We start from the raw sequence: 14,999 nt of genomic DNA, 5'->3' as shown, positions 1-14,999 counted from the left end.
GCTGGGCATTGAAATCTATGGCATGGGTATCCTGCCGCCGATGGCAACCGTGGCCGTTCGTTTTCCATCGGTCCGGCGGTGCAATACGCCAGCCAGGGCGGCTGGTTATTCAGCGCCAAATGGCAGGATGAATCCGGCGTGCGCAACCGCGCGGATGGGCAGGCGTATTGGCTGAAGTTCACCTTGCCGCTTTGAGGTTTGCGGTTTACCTGGCTACTGCGTCGGCCCCCAAAATTGTGCATGACTCAGCTCCCACAGGCGTGGTGTTCAGTCAACAGTATCTGGGGGCGGCCGGTGCTTTTCAGCCGCCGTTCAACGCCCGTAAATCAAGCCGACCGTCCTGCAGTGGCGGGCACCAGTAGTAGCCACCGGTGATCGGCCGGCTCATGCGGTACAGGCCGTCGACGATGCCGTCTTCCAGGCCGCTCATGCGTCGCAACTGGGCTTCGAAGGCGTTGAAGGAATGACCGAAGGCGGTGAACATCAGGCCGGCGCGGTCGCCTTCGATCCACGGCATCGAGCGGCGCACGATGAAGGCCTCGGGGCTGAAGCTTTCCTGGGCGGTGCGCTTGACGTGGGCCGAGAGCGGCGCGTCGTCGAGTTCTTCGTTGTCGCTTTTGCGCCGGCCCATGATGTGGTCCTGTTCCTCGGACGGCATCGCATTGAAACCTTTGAGGTCGTGCTGCCACTGCTGGATTGCGACGAAGCTGGCGCCGACTTCACCGTCCGCGCCTTCTGCCACCAAAGCAGCCGCCACCGCTGCATCATCATGAGGATTTTCGGTGCCGTCTTCATAGCCGGTCAGGTCGTGCCCGGTCATGTGGCGGAAGGCTTCATTCATTTGCACCAGGCGCAATGCCGGGGCCAGCGCGGCCTCAATCGCCTGGCTGCGATTGAGCAGCTCGCCGCGGTCCTCACCGTGCAGCCACAGCCACAGCGCGTGCTGGGTCGAAGGGTTTTCCACACCCACGCCAATCATCGCCGGGAACGGGCGCAGGCCGGCGATTTTCGCCCCCAGCGCATTGACCAGCGACTTGCCAAAGCCCACCACCGCCGACTTGCCGTCGACCCATTGCACCAGTTGATCGAGTGCCGCCGGCAGGGCTTCTACCGATTCAAGGGCAAAAAACAGGTGCCGCGCCTGGGACGGAACGGGGGTCGCGAGGATGCCGGGCTGGTAGTTACTCATGGGAACTCCTTGGGAAAGGCGGGAATTCTACTACGCCAAGTAAGGAATTGTGACTAGTGCGCGGGTATTTGCGCCTCGCCTCGGTAGGCACTCGGGCTTTGGCCGGTCCAGCGCTTGAATGCTCGCCGGAAACTGCGCACGTCGCTGTAGCCGACTTCCTCGGTGATGCGCTCGATGGACATCTCCGGGTTAGCCAGCAGGCTCATGGTCCGCGCCTGGCGCACCTGCTCCAGCAGCGCCTCGAAGGTCAGGGCGTGCTCGGTCAGGCGACGGCGCAAGGTGCGACCACTCATGTTCAGGTCGCCGGCAATTTTTTCCAGGTGACTGCCACGGGTCAGGTCGCGGGAAATGGCGCGTTCGACGGCCTGGATCAAGTCCAGTTTCTGATGCACCTGGGCACCTTCCAGCTCCAGCAGCTTGACCGCCTGGCGCAGCGCCAACGAATGATGATTGGGCAGGCACACATCCAGCCAGTGCGCCTCCAGCACCAACCGATTGTGCAGGCAGCCGAAGCGCACATCGGCGCCGAGCAGGCGATGATACTGCGCCACGTAGTCCGGCGCGGCGTGCATGAATTCGACCCGCAGGCAGTGAAAATCGGCACCCACCAGCGCGCGACCATAAACCAGCAGACTGGCGAAAAACTCCTCCACGGCAAACTGCTGCACGTCGGCAAACGGCAAGCGACATTCAGCGTCGACATACACCTGACCGGGCACTTCCTGCACGCTGGAAACCACTATCCCGCCCGTGGTGTGCTGATGGCGAATACCCAGTTCAAAGGCATCGCGCAGGGTCTTGCACAGCGACAACACGTGCCCCAGCAAACCGAGGGTGCCCAACACATTCTGATTACCGACCCACAGCCCGAGCCCCTGGTTGGGGATGACCTTGAGCGCACGCTGGATCATCGCCACCGCCTGACGGTAGGAAATCCGCTGCGCGGGATCGTCGAGGTCGTCAAGGGTAAATCCCAGGCCACGGCACAGGCTGTGGGGGTCGATGCCTTTGTCAGCAACCACTTCGGCCAGGGTTTGCAGCAAAAAGGGAGACACCAGCGCCAGTTCATAATGGGGATCGATGACTTTGATAGGCATGACGACGGTTCCGCACCTGTTCTTATTTTTGTAACCGGTTATGTCAGCAAACGTTAACACGCCTGGCCGCCTGACTGCCAACCTGCTGCCAATGCCGCCGGCCAGGTGCCACGGCAGGCCACAGGCTGTCCGCAGAAGTCCGCTCTGTGTCCGCCAATACCCTGCCCCGGCAAGCGCCGAGCGCTTATTTCTATAGCAAGGCCTGCGTGAAGGTCGACGGTGCCTCCAACCACAAGAACAAGAGCCCAGACATGAACCTGAACCCTGTGTTTTCTCCCCTGCGCCTGGCCGCCAGCGTGGCCCTATTGGCGAGTGTCTGTGCCACGGCCCAGGCTACCGAATCCGGGGTCGACAATATCGGTCCCGGCACCGATGGCTTCTTCATGCTGCCACTGGACGTCAACAGCCTTCCGGACAACATGGTTGCGTTCAACCTCTACTACAACTACTACAAGGCCCGGGAGCTGAATATCAGCTCATTGGGCGGCAAGGTGCCGGGGGTGGAGATCAAGTCCGAGGCGGTGATTCCGCGCCTGGACTATCTCAGCCCGTTGCGTATCGCCGGTGGTCGCCTGGGGTTCTATATCGCGCAGCCGTGGATCAAACAGGAAGTGCAGGCTTTCGGACTTTCCGATGACCGCGAAAGCATGGGCGACACCACGGTGGCGCCGATCATCCTGTGGGATATGGGAAAAAACCTGACACTGGGCGCGGCGGTGGAAATCACCATTCCCACCGGCGAGTACGACGCGACCCGCCTGGCCAATACCAGTAACAACTTCTACACCTACAAACCGCTGTTTTCCTTCACCTGGCTGCCCAGCGCAAGAACCGAACTGTCGGTCAAGACCACCTACAGTTTCAATCAGGAAAACCACGACACCGACTATCGTTCGGGGCAGATTTTCCACTTCGATTATTCCGCCAGCTACAAGGTCACCGACAACCTGAACCTCGGCCTCAACGGTTACTACCTGAAGCAGACCACCGACGATAAACAGTTCGGCAGGACCGTGCAGTTCAACGGCCAGGATGTCAACGACGGGGTGCGCGGCGAAGTGTTCGCCATCGGGCCGGCGCTGTATTTCACCTTTCTCAAGTACGCCAGCGCCGAGCTGCGCTGGGCCAAGGAGTTTGACGTAGAGAACCGTCCGGAAGGCCAGATGCTCTGGGCCAAGGTCAGTATTCCCTACGCCTTTTGATGCGCAGGTTCAGGGCTTGAGCGGCCATTCCTGATCCAGATCAGACAGTTCCCGGCTGTCGTCATGTTTCCAGGTTTGCGGCGGCGGATTTTCTTCCGGTCGGGCCTCGTCCGGCGTCTGCTCGTCGCCCTGCTCGCGTGGTTGTTCTTTTGCCATTGCGCCTTCTCCTGAAGTGAATGTGTACCTTGAAGAATAGAGCACGCCGGGCATGGCGGCCGGCGAAGTTGCGCACGACTGCTATAGTTAACCGTTGGGGATTCGCGCAGGTCAGGCAGAAGGTGGTGCGATGAAAAACACTGGAACGCTGTTGCTATTGTTGCTCTGTCTGCCCGCCGCCGCCGATGATCTCAACGGCCCCCAAGGGCCGCTGTTCATCAACTCCGAAACCCAAACGCTGTACTCCACGCCGGCCAAGTCGTTTAACGATACAGCGCCGCAGGATTTTGAGCTGATCTCCGACTCCCACAGCTTCAACAACTCGCAATTGCCCAGGGTAGGCGACACCCGGCCGCAATTGCTGCGCCGCACCTACAACCCGGAACTGGGGGTCTACGTCGACAACACTGTGCCAATCGGACGCTGCCCCAACAACTGCGAGCCTGTCGACAGCGATGCCGAGAGCCAGGCACCCGCAACCGAATGACGCTTTACCACTGGCGTTTGTCGGGTCTTTCCAGGCCCAGCTTTTCGATGCGATAGCGCAACATGTCGCGACTCAACCCCAGCAGGCGTGCCGATTTGGTAACGTTCCAGTCGGTCTTGTCGAGCATCTTGCGCACCATGTCCCGCTCCACTTCCGGCAGGTTCATACTGTCGCTGCCATTGAATGCCGGCCGCGGCTCGTTGAATGATGAGGACTCGAACTGGGGCAGGGATTCTTCCACCAGGCTGTGGCAGACGTTCAACTGTGCCGCACCGACACTGTCGTGAGGCGCCAGCAGCACGGTCTGTTCCAGCATATTGCGCAACTCACGCACATTGCCCGGCCAACTGTAGCTGAGCAGCAGTTCTTCGGCCTGGGGGCTGAAATACAGGTTCGGCTTGCCGTAGCGCTTGCCGTGCAGGCTGAGGAAATGCCGGGCCAGCAACAGCACGTCGTCGACCCGCGCATACAGACGCGGCACCTTGATCGAAATGATCCGCAGACGGAAGAACAGGTCCCGACGGAACTTGCCCTGTTGCACCATCTGTTCAAGGTTGCAATTGGTTGCGCTGATGATCCGCAGGTCGACCTTGCGCTCTTTCACCGAGCCGACGCGGCGGATGGTTCGGTCCTCGAGCAACTTGAGCAGCTTGGCCTGGAGCAGCAGGTCCATTTCCCCGACTTCATCGAGAAACAGGGTGCCGCCATCAGCCGCTTCCACCAGGCCCAGGCGGCGGTCCTTGGCATCAGTGAACGCGCCCTTTTCGTGACCGAACAATTCCGATTCCAGCAGATTGGACGGAATCGACGCACAGTTGAACTCGACGAACGGCCCTTTGCTGCGCGGACCGTCGAAATGCAGGGCTCGCGCCACCAGTTCTTTGCCGGTACCGGTCTCGCCTTCCACCAATACGGGTGGCAGGTCGGAGTTGGACATCCGGCGCTCGGCATCGAGCAACTGACAGATGGTATTTTTCAGCTCCAGCATCGGTCCGGACTCGCCGATCAGTGCCTGCACCCCGGATTTCTGCGCCTCGCGCTCCTGATAGAACGACAGCGTGCGTTCCATCCGCTCTGTCGCCAGCGCCTTGTCCAGCAACAACTTGAGCTCCGGCAACGCGACAGGCTTGGTCACGTAGTGAAACGCACCCTCCTTCATCGCCGTGACCGCGTCCTCGACGTTGCCATAACCGGTCATCATGATCACTTTCAGATCCGGCGCGCTGACGCGCAGCTTCTGGATCAGGTCGTGACCACTCATGCCCGGCAACGAGTTGTCCGTCAACACCGCATCGGGAGCGAAGGTACTCAATTGTTCCAGCGCCTCTTCGGCGCTGTGACAGACGGTCACCTCGAATCCCTTGCGCTCCAGATAGGTCTGGATGTTTTCGGCGAGCAACTCGTCGTCCTCAACCAGCAGTATGCTGTGCTCCATATTCCCCTCCCGCAGCCACTTTAAAGGTCAGACATACACGGGTTCCTTCCTGCTCCTGGCTGGTCAGTTCGACCGAACCCTCAAAGCGCTCCATTATTCGCTTGACCAACGCCAGGCCAACCCCGAGGCCGCCCTGCTTGGTGGTAAAAAAAGGTTTGAAAACCATCTGTTCCTGCTGCTTGCTCATGCCTTTGCCGGTGTCGGTGAGGGTCATCTGCAAGCGCCCGTCTTCTATCTGCGCGATATCGAGGCTGAGCACGCCGCCCTTGGGCATGGCCTCCAGGGCATTGGCGAACAGGCTGTTGAGAATCTGCGTCAGCAGCACCCGCTGGCTGACCACTGACGGATAACTGCCCGGGGTAAAACGCACCTCGACATTCGAACGCTTGATCAGCGCATCGAAGGCACTCAGGGTGTCATCCAGGGCCAGCACCAGGTCGACGGCTTCGTGATCGTCATGCATTGGCCGCAGGGACACCAGCAGCTCGCGGACCCAACGCGACATACGGTCGACCTGGCTGATGATGTCGCCAATGTTCTTCTGTGCCGGCGCACTGGCGACATCCTGGGCCAGTTCGGCGCTGGAGCGAATGGTCGCCAGCGGGTTGCGCAGACTGTGAGCCACCGCCGAGGACATCTCCCCCAGCGCGACAAAGGTTTCGTTGGTCACCAATTGCTGTTGCTGGGTCTGCAGCAACAGCGCGGCGCGGCGCACGATCCAGTACAGACCCAGATAAATCAGCAAGCCACCGAAAATCGTCGCCACCCAGATCGCGGTAAAGCCACGCCGGATACGCTCCACCAGGTCGCCCGGCTCCTTGTAAATCTCGACCATGGCGATGACCTTGGTCTGGTCGGCGTTGAACATCGGGATGTAGTTTTCGATGAACAGGTACTTGGGCTCGCGCAGCAGGCGTTGTTCCGGCTTTTCATCATCGATTTCGTGGTAACTGGCGGACACCGGCACCTTCATGGCGAAGGATTCGTCGAGTTCATCATCGTCCTCGATGCGCACCCCGATCAGGTCCGGATTGGTTGACCAGACCACGGTGCGGTCCAGTGCATAGACGGTGGCCAGCAAAATATCCGGCAGATGCTCGACATGATCGAGAAATTCGTTACGTGCCGCGGCCCGCGACAACGGGTCGACATCGGGATAGGCGTAGTCCTGGCGCGGGTCAAGCAACTCGCCCATGGCCCGGGCTTCGCTGATCGAGGCGTGACGCCGTTCGGCGGCGCCGATGGCCTGGATGAACTGGGCAGTGAGCAAGGCATCGCGCTCGATGCTTTCGGTGACCACGAAGCGCGTCGAGACATACCCCAGGCCCAGCGCCACCGCAGCGATGATGAAAAAACTGGCGAGGGAAAACCAGCGCAGCAGATTGAACTGCCCGCCCCAGCCTTTGCGCTCGCCCGATGGAAAGGCTTGCTCAGGTATTTTTGTAGTTTCCAGCGTCTGCATAAGAGACGTTCCTGATTGCAATCCGGTTGTATAACTATGCGGTTAATACATCACACCAGTGTAGAAGCCATTGGCCAAAACAGCAGACCAATGATGTTATTAAGCCGCTACTGCGTAAGACTGATCTCCGGTGGCATCGGCCCCGGTCGATGGCCGTGTTCCTCGCTGTTGACCACCGGTGTGCCGAGCGCTTGCTGGCGTTCGGTTTCGTCCTGGAGAAAACGCAGGATGGCCACGGTCGCGTTGTCGTCCAGGCGCAGGTTGGGCATCGAGATGCGGTCATATTGCTCATACAATTTCAGTGCCAGCGGATCTTTCTCGGCGAGCATGCGGTCCGGTTCCTTGATCCAGCGCCGCAGCCAGACCGGATCGCGCTGCTGAGTCACACCGATCAGATCCGGGCCGATGCTGCGCATGCCGATCCCCTGGCCATCCTGCGGGCCGAGGCTGTGGCAGGAGGCGCAGCGCGTGCGGAACAGTTCCTCGCCATTGCTCGGCGGTCGCAGCACCGGCGCGTCGGCATAGCTTTGCTCGTTGCTGGCGTGCTTCCAGTTCTGCAAGGTATTGGCCAACTGATCGGCGAGAATCCATGGATTTTCGAAAGGCGAGGCCTTCATCCAGCGCCCGCTGGCCTGGTTGCCGACGATCAGGCTGAGGTTGTGGTCCTTGGTGCGGCCGTTGTCGACACCCTCGATGAACAGCCCCAGCTTGCGCCGCAGATCGGCGATTTCCTGGATGTCCCCGGTGAGAAATTGCCAGCCCGGGCCGACCTTGAATTTTTCCGCGTACTGCTTGAGCACGGCGGGCGTATCACTCAATGGGTCGATGCTGATGGAGTAGAAGAACACGTCCTTGCCGACCCGATCGCCTAACAGGTTCTGCACCTGGCGCAAGCGCGCGGTTTCCAGCGGGCAGGAATCCCCACAACCGGTGAAGATGAAGTTGATCACCACCACCTTGCCCTTGATCAGGTCATCGAAGAAACGCAAGTTCTGACCGTCCTGATTGGTCAGCACCGTATTGGGAAAATAGTCGGCGCCCCACGGCGTTGCAGTGGCTTCGGCCGGGGTCGCCTGCTCGCCGGCCCAAACCCCCCCGCCACTCAACAGGCAGGCCACGGCGGTCAGGATCAACAGACTCGTGCGGGGGCTTGGGCGTTTCATGGTCGGCTCCTCGACAGGTTATTTTTTCACAGCCACTTGTGGGCCCTTGCCGTCACCGCTGCGGAAGGTCGGCAGCGCGGCAGAGTTCACATAGCGCACGCCATCCCAGCTTGGCAGCGGCGTTGGCATCAACTGGAATTGCCCGGGGTGTTCGATGTCCCAACGCAGCAGCATCGAGTTGTCCTCGTGCTGGGTGTTGTGACAGTGCTCCATGTAGGTCCCGGCAAATTCGCGGAAGTTGATCGCCATTTCGACGCTGTCCAGCCCATCGGCTTCCGAACCGATGCGATAGACGTCCTTGCGTGCCCACTTCTCCCACTCTGGCGGCGCCTTGCCACCGCGGCTGAGAATGATGCCCTCCTCGAAGTGCACGTGAACCGGATGGCTCCAGCCCTTGCCGCCAGCCTTGATATTCCACACCTCAAGGGTGCCGAAACCGTTGACCCCGGCATCGGTGGGGCCACTGGCCAACTGCGTCGAAGCGTTGAGCCGGCGCGGATCCATGTGATAGCCGAAGCCGCCATCGGTTTTCACCGTCCAGGGTGCTTCATCGGTGCCGTCGGAGCGGCCGAAGATGAACGTGCGGTGCCGGGCGTTGGCCAGCAGGGCCTGGTCAGCCGGGTTGTCGCGGTGGATCTTCAGCGGGATCATCACCTTGCCCTCGGCCTTGCCGGGCTTGGCCGGTTCGTAGGCCGTCGGATCCATGGCCAAGTCTTGTCCAGTGTAGGCCTTGACGTTGAGCTGCAGGACTTTACCCACCGCCGGATCGCCCTTGTCCCACTGCGGACCCTTGCTGGTCTGTTTGATCACTGCCAGGTATTTTTCCGACAGCACGTCGCCCAGGGGGATGACCTCTTTCGGCCCCTTGCCGTCGTCCTGGGCCTGCAGGTTGACCACAAACAGTTTGTCGCCTGGCTTGACGCCGTTTTTCGCGAAGTTGACGATGATGTCGAAGCGTTCAGCGATGCCCTGGGTCGGCAGGATCGCGTTGTGATTCTGCTTATCGCCATCGGCGTCGAGGTCCATGCTGCCGTCGAACGGCACGCTGTGCTCCATGATGTTGCCGTCGTTGGCAATCATGTGGAACGGTACGCGGCTGTAGGACAGGCCGGAATTTTTCGGCCCCTGGAACTCGCCACTGCTGCCCTTGATTTCGCGCACGATCGCCAGCTTGAAGTAGCGCGACACCGAGCCATTGAGGATACGGAAGCGGTAACTGCGCGCCCGCACGTCCAGGGTCGGTTTGTATTGCCAGTTGACCAGCACCTGGTCGCCGATAAAGCCATCGGTATTGAACGGGTTGAACCACAGTTGGCCGTTCTGATCCCACGCCTTGTCAGCAAACAACAGGTTAATGTCGTAGTCGCGGTTCCCCCATGCCAGGGCGTTGCCGCTGGGGAATCGCAGGTTAACGCCGTCGTCCACCGACTCGTTGCCACGGTCCAGGGCGCTGTAGTAATTCATCATCGCCGCATTGCCCTTGTAGACGTTCTGCGCGGTGAAATCGAGCATGTGGTCGTGGAACCAGTGGGTGCTCATGGTCTCGCGATAGTCGCCACGAATCTTGATGGTGCCGTGGTCGCAGGTCTTGCGCCCGGGGTTGGCGTCGTTGACCCACAGGGTCTCGCCCGGCGAGCAGGGAAACGCCGCGCGCGGGTCCTGGGCGCTGGTGTTGATGCTGTCATAGCCGGCCAACTGCACCGGCCAGCGGTAGTCGTAGTACTGCCCGGGGAAAAAGAACGAGTTGGCATAGCCGTCACTTTCGGCCGGGTTGTGGCCGTTGTGCTCATGGGTGGAAATGGTGTGCAGGCCGAATCCGGCGTTGGCCGAGGGATCGATCGGCAAGCCGTTGTAGTGGCGCATCATCACCGGCTGGCCATAGCGCACCATCAGCAGCTTGGGCGGCAGGGTGCCATCGAACGTCCACACCGAGTTGTGGTTCTGCGCCGGCATATTGGGGTGAATCCGCGGGTCGACGCCTTTGGAAGTGCCATTGGTCGCGGGAACGCCGGCTACGTTGTGGTACAGCCCGCCAGGGCCGAACTCGCCCAACGCGTAGCCATGCATTTGCCGCGCATCACGCAAGCCGCGATTGACCCGGATCCCGGTTTGCACGGTCTTGTAGGCCGCCTGCGGGTAGAACTCGTTCCAGCGCTGGTGTGACCAGCCTTTTCCCGGCGGCCGGCCCTCGGCGGAGGAGCCAATGTGGCGGTTGAGGAAATACTCGATCTGCGCCTGCCAGGGGTTGCGGTCGACCGTGTTCGACACCTGGCTGGGGAACGGCGTCAGGCCGGGCTGACGCAGAAAGGCGTCCAGTTCGGCACTGGGCGGCCCACTGCGAGCTGCGCTGACGGGGTCCTGCTCCGGTGCCGGGCCGATGGCCGCCACCGGAAAGCCCAAGGGTGCGGCCGGCGTGGTGGGATCGAGTTTTTCCGGGCCGAATTCTTCGAACAGCAGCAACTGCTGGGTAAACGGCAACGCACCGAACAACGGGCTGGGCTTGCCATTGGTGGGGTAGTTGAAACTGGTCTGCGCCGCCGGCGGCAGCACGTTTTCCACCCGCAGATCGGTCTTGGTGCCTTTGACGTAGTTGGGCAAATCGAAGGAATCTTCGTTGGCCTCTGGCATGGTCAGGATACTGCTGAGGGCCGCCGGTTCGTCGGACGGCTCGTCCTGATAGGCCGAGGGGTCAGACGCTTCGGGCTGGTTTTCGTCATCGATGGGGCTGGCCTGAAGCTCGAAGGAACCCACAGCCAACGCCACGCAGACGCTCAACGGCGTCAGCAGGCCAATCCACTTGAACGGGTGCCGCGTATTTCTAGTCATTGCCAACCACCTCGAGTTTTTTGGAGAGGTAATGGCTATGAGCAATTACCTCGCCACACTGGAGATGGCATCTCGCGAAAGTATTAACCCTTAAAAAAACAAGATGTTACAAAATATGTCAAAACATCACAGGTGGGAAAAACCGGGGAATGACACCCGCTTGCGGGGAAAGTTCACACCCGATCACCGGGGACAGCCTTGAAGTTCAAGCGCACCGAGGTGCCCTCGCCTTCGTGACTGTCGAGGCTCACGCTGCCAGAAAAACGCTCCATGATGCGTTTGACCAGCACCAGTCCCACCCCCAGCCCGCCTTGTTTGGTGGTGAAAAATGGACGAAAGGCCATGCTGCGCTGTTCCTCGTTCATGCCCTTGCCGGTATCGCTGATCACCACACTCACCCGCTGCCCTTCCTCCGCCTGCACACTGATGCCAAGCGTGCCATCACGGCCCATGGCTTCCAGCGCATTGGCAATCAGGCTGTTGAGTATTTGCGTGAGTTGCACCTGCTGACTGAGGACCATGGGGGTGATCTGCGGAGTGAACAGCACCTGGGTTCGGGACCGGGTGATCTGCTGTTCGAACGCCGCCAGGCTGTCCTGGATAGTCGCCACCAGATTCACCGCCTCGGCATCGTCGGTCAGCGGGCGCAGGGACTGCAGCAGCTCGCGCACCCACTTCGACATGCGATCGACCTGGGCAATGATGTCGTTGATATTTTTATGTGCCGCCCCGTCGTCGAACTCCAGCGCCAGTTCGGCACTGGAGCGAATGGTCGCCAACGGGTTGCGCAGGCTGTGGGCCACCGCCGAGGACATTTCCCCCAGCGCCACAAAGGTTTCGTTGGTCACCAACTGGCGCTGCTGTTGCGCCAGCAGCATGGCCGCGCGCCGCACGATCCAGTACAGGCCGAGGTAGATCAGCCCGCCCCCCAGCGCGGTGGCCAGCCAGATCATCACCAACCCGCGCTCGATCCGATTGATCAGGTCCTTGGGTTCCTTATAGATCTCGACCATCGCCGAGACGTTCTTGCCATCGACATCGAACAGCGGGATGTAATTTTCGATGAACAGGAAATCCGGCGGATTGAGGAATTTCTGCTCCAGGCGCGTGCGATCCACGTCGTGATAACTGGCCGAGACCGGCACCTTGTTATCGAAGGCGTAGTCGAGGTCTTCATCGGTATGAATCCGCGTGCCGATCAGCTCCGGATTGGTCGACCAGATCACCGTGCGATCGGGGGCGTAAATGTTCGCCAGCAGCACATCGGGCAAGTGCGCGACATGATCGAGGAATTCGCCCCTGGCCGCGGCACGGGCCAATGGATCAACGTCGGGAAATTGATGGTCCTGACGCGGGTCGAGCAATTCACCCATGGTCCGCACGTTGGCAATCGACACATGCCGCACTTCGGCCGAAGCAATCGCCTGAATGAATTGCGCGGTCAGCAGTGCATCGCGCTGGACGCTTTCGGTGATCACAAAACGCGTGGAAACCGCACCGAGGCCAACCGCCACGGTTCCGATGATTCCCAGGCTGACGAAGGAGAACCACCGCAACAGATTGAAGGTCACCTGTGGCGACCCCGAGGCGGCGTCCTGGTTTTTTTGCCGGCCGAGTTTTATGGGCATATTCATCCAGTTGGCTTCCGGCTCCGGGCTCCGGCACCCGTATATGGGTTATAGCGCACTGCCATGTTTTTGCTCGGCGGCGGGCGATGTTTAGCCGCTAAACCACCCACCCCCCGCATCCCCGCCCCCCCAAACCTGGGGGTAAACGCCCTCCCCGCTTGACCACCGGACACCCCAATCTTTCGCTTAAACCGCTCTGGCACGGTCATCACAGGGCTTTTTCAGGCTGTTGGCATGGGAGTTGCCGAAGACCCTGTAACTCGAACTGAGCCACTGAGCCCATCCCCACCGGTTTGCCACCGGTGGATCTGGCCAGGTCTCCAGGAGCTTGCCATGAAACCGTTGACCCTCACCGCGCTCTGCCTGTCGTTGCTCCTGAACCTGCCGGGTTCGGGCGCATGGGCCGACGACCTGATGGACAACGACGACCTGGCAGCCGCCACCGATCTGGGTGAACTGCCACCACCGGTTGGCCAGCAAGCGCTGATCAACCAGAACGGCATGAGCAACCAGGCCGGCATTCAACAGAGCGGCCAGTCACTGCTGGGCAATATCGTCCAGTCGGGAAGTAATCAGGAGGCCTGGATTCTGCAGCAGGGCAACGACCTGATGGCCTTGATCACGCAACAGGGCTACGGCAACGCGGCCTCGATCACCCAGACCGGCAGCAGCAATCGGGCACAGATTTCACAAAACGGCAGCAACAACAACGCAAGCATCGATCAGGCCGGTACGGGGCTGCAAAGCGCCGTGACGCAGTCGGGCAACGGTATGAGCGTTTCGGTTCAGCAGTATCGCTAGACCAGGCACCAATCCCTTAGGAGGTAATACCATGTTCTCTTTGAAACCCCTCAGCGCCGCGATTCTGATCGTCCTCAGCGCCCAGGCAATGGCCGCCAACAGCATTTCCAACCAGACTCAGGACGGTACCGAAAACATCGCCGATGTCCTGCAGATCCAGGCTTCGGCCAGCACCACCACCCAGAACCAGACCGGCACGGGCAACGATGTGGCCGCCAAGCAGCAACTGGCCAGCAGTACCATCGAGCAAACCCAGAACGGCGACTACAACGCCAGCTATGCCGAACAGATCGACGACAACAACAGCACCATCAGCGTGACCCAGGAAGGCAGCTTCAACTCCGCCCATGCCAGCCAGTCAATCGGCGGCGGGGGCAACGAAGCCGTGCAGGAACAGAACGGCAGCGGCAACCTCTCGTTCGTCTATCAGGAACGTCAATCGGACAGCAAGGGCACGACCCAGCAGCTCGGCGACTATAACGAAGCGAATATCGAACAGCTGGAGGACGGCGGCGCCCGGAACAGTGCCCTGGTGATCCAGACCGGTAACGGCAACTATGGCACCAGCGAGCACATCAATCACCAGGACGGCCAGATCGAGATCCGTCAGACCGGCGATAACAACTATGCCTACAGCGACCAGCGCTATGGCAGCGGCAGCAAATCGAACGTCAACCAGAACGGTGAGGGTCACGGCGTTGAAGTCTGGCAAGAGGGGCAGACCAACAGCCAGTCCACGATCAATCAATACGGCGTCGCCAACGAAACCGGGATCGACCAGAGCTTTGGTGAAAACAACACCGCCCTGGTGGGCCAATCCGGCGACACCAACGCCGTGTATGCCGACCAGTACGAGGCCAACCAGGCGAAACTGTCGATCTACCAGGATGGCACCTCCAACCTGCATTACACCTACCAGACCGGTGACAACCAGACCCTCAACGTGTCGTCCGTGGGCCAGGACAACAAGGTCTACGCCAGCAACTGGAAAGGCCCGCAGTTGGGTGGCCAGTTCGGCAGCAACCAAACGGCCAATATCAATCAATCGGGTAACGGCAACACCGCCAACTTCACCCAGAAAGACAGCGGCCATGTGCTGAACCTGAACCAGCATCTGGACGGCAACACCGCCACCGTGGTCCAGGCCGATACCAACAACGAACTGTGGTTCGACCAGAACGGCACCGACAACATCCTCATCGCCGACCAGCGCGGCACCGGCAACCTGGCGCAAGGCACCACCGAAGGTACCCGCAACAAAGTCGAGCTCGACCAGTCGGGCGGCGACAACCAGGCCTACACCACCCAGCTGTACGGTGAAGACAACACCATCACCATCACCCAGACCGACAACCTCAACCTGGCCTACGTGACCCAGGGCGGCAACAACAACAGCGCCACCATCAACCAGAGCGGCAATTCGCAATACAGCAACGTGCAACAGACCGGCGACGGCAACAAAGCCAATGTGGTGCAACAGTAAGGAGGAGGATGCTTGCGTTGCATCGAAGGGTTGAAACGGAAAAACCTGCGAGGGGGGAGCTTCGCAGGTT

General features: G+C 60.5%; 13 protein-coding genes. 5 read left to right on the top strand and 8 right to left on the bottom strand.

Annotation, left to right across the window (positions count from 1 at the left end; all coding sequences use genetic code 11):
- Window positions 1-78 precede the first annotated feature (78 nt).
- On the top strand, window positions 79-195 hold the full coding sequence (locus tag NR126_RS17135; protein WP_371321422.1) for a hypothetical protein: 117 nt from the start codon (window positions 79-81) through the stop codon (window positions 193-195).
- 106 nt (window positions 196-301) lie between these two features.
- On the opposite strand, the gene NR126_RS17130 is transcribed toward NR126_RS17135, so the two are convergent.
- Together NR126_RS17130 and NR126_RS17125 are read right to left on the bottom strand one after the other, a co-directional pair.
- A complete protein-coding gene (locus NR126_RS17130; RefSeq protein ID WP_027616105.1) occupies window positions 302-1,189 on the bottom strand; it encodes a Dyp-type peroxidase in 888 nt (295 codons plus the stop codon).
- A 53-nt stretch (window positions 1,190-1,242) separates the two neighbouring features.
- Complete coding sequence (locus tag NR126_RS17125) at window positions 1,243-2,286, bottom strand: AraC family transcriptional regulator (protein WP_256830693.1); 1,044 nt, start codon at window positions 2,284-2,286, stop codon at window positions 1,243-1,245.
- A 251-nt stretch (window positions 2,287-2,537) separates the two neighbouring features.
- Between NR126_RS17125 and NR126_RS17120 the strand changes: the two genes are divergently transcribed.
- A complete protein-coding gene (locus NR126_RS17120; RefSeq protein WP_027616103.1) occupies window positions 2,538-3,488 on the top strand; it encodes a transporter in 951 nt (316 codons plus the stop codon).
- A 9-nt stretch (window positions 3,489-3,497) separates the two neighbouring features.
- Here NR126_RS17120 and NR126_RS17115 read toward each other — a convergent pair whose 3' ends face one another.
- On the bottom strand, window positions 3,498-3,644 hold the full coding sequence (locus NR126_RS17115) for a hypothetical protein (protein WP_177433293.1): 147 nt from the start codon (window positions 3,642-3,644) through the stop codon (window positions 3,498-3,500).
- Window positions 3,645-3,774: 130 nt separating this feature from the next.
- On the opposite strand from NR126_RS17115, the gene NR126_RS17110 reads away from it, so the two are divergent.
- Window positions 3,775-4,131 carry a hypothetical protein gene (locus NR126_RS17110; RefSeq protein WP_256830692.1) on the top strand — a complete coding sequence of 119 codons (357 nt, stop codon included), beginning with the start codon at window positions 3,775-3,777 and terminating at the stop codon, window positions 4,129-4,131.
- A gap of 4 nt (window positions 4,132-4,135) precedes the next feature.
- Here the strand turns inward: NR126_RS17110 and NR126_RS17105 are convergent, their stop codons facing one another.
- From NR126_RS17105 to NR126_RS17085, 5 genes are all read right to left on the bottom strand, one after another.
- Window positions 4,136-5,566, bottom strand: a complete 1,431-nt coding sequence (locus tag NR126_RS17105) for a sigma-54 dependent transcriptional regulator (protein WP_027616102.1) — start codon at window positions 5,564-5,566, stop codon at window positions 4,136-4,138.
- The gene (locus NR126_RS17100) at window positions 5,541-7,028 is read right to left on the bottom strand and encodes a HAMP domain-containing sensor histidine kinase (RefSeq protein ID WP_256830691.1); all 1,488 of its coding nucleotides are present in this window, start codon (window positions 7,026-7,028) and stop codon (window positions 5,541-5,543) included. The genes NR126_RS17105 and NR126_RS17100 overlap by 26 nt, the downstream gene beginning before the upstream one ends.
- Window positions 7,029-7,135: 107 nt before the next feature.
- Window positions 7,136-8,191, bottom strand: coding sequence for an SCO family protein (locus NR126_RS17095; RefSeq protein WP_256830690.1), 1,056 nt, complete (start codon window positions 8,189-8,191; stop codon window positions 7,136-7,138).
- Window positions 8,192-8,209: 18 nt separating this feature from the next.
- Window positions 8,210-11,017 (bottom strand): multicopper oxidase domain-containing protein, encoded by a 2,808-nt coding sequence (locus NR126_RS17090; protein WP_256830689.1) that lies wholly within the window; start codon window positions 11,015-11,017, stop codon window positions 8,210-8,212.
- A gap of 173 nt (window positions 11,018-11,190) precedes the next feature.
- Window positions 11,191-12,645, bottom strand: a complete 1,455-nt coding sequence (locus NR126_RS17085) for a sensor histidine kinase (protein ID WP_372826781.1) — start codon at window positions 12,643-12,645, stop codon at window positions 11,191-11,193.
- A 333-nt stretch (window positions 12,646-12,978) separates the two neighbouring features.
- Here NR126_RS17085 and NR126_RS17080 point away from each other — a divergent pair, with 333 nt between their 5' ends.
- Both NR126_RS17080 and NR126_RS17075 read left to right on the top strand, forming a co-directional pair.
- Complete coding sequence (locus NR126_RS17080; protein WP_027616098.1) at window positions 12,979-13,446, top strand: curlin; 468 nt, start codon at window positions 12,979-12,981, stop codon at window positions 13,444-13,446.
- Window positions 13,447-13,477: 31 nt separating this feature from the next.
- The gene (locus NR126_RS17075) at window positions 13,478-14,929 is read left to right on the top strand and encodes a curlin (RefSeq protein ID WP_027616097.1); all 1,452 of its coding nucleotides are present in this window, start codon (window positions 13,478-13,480) and stop codon (window positions 14,927-14,929) included.
- Window positions 14,930-14,999: the final 70 nt, after the last annotated feature.

The sequence above is a fragment of the Pseudomonas sp. Pse1 genome, assembly GCF_024519635.1.
Taxonomy (GTDB): Bacteria; Pseudomonadota; Gammaproteobacteria; order Pseudomonadales; family Pseudomonadaceae; genus Aquipseudomonas.
This window is presented reverse-complemented; position numbering and strand designations above follow the sequence as displayed.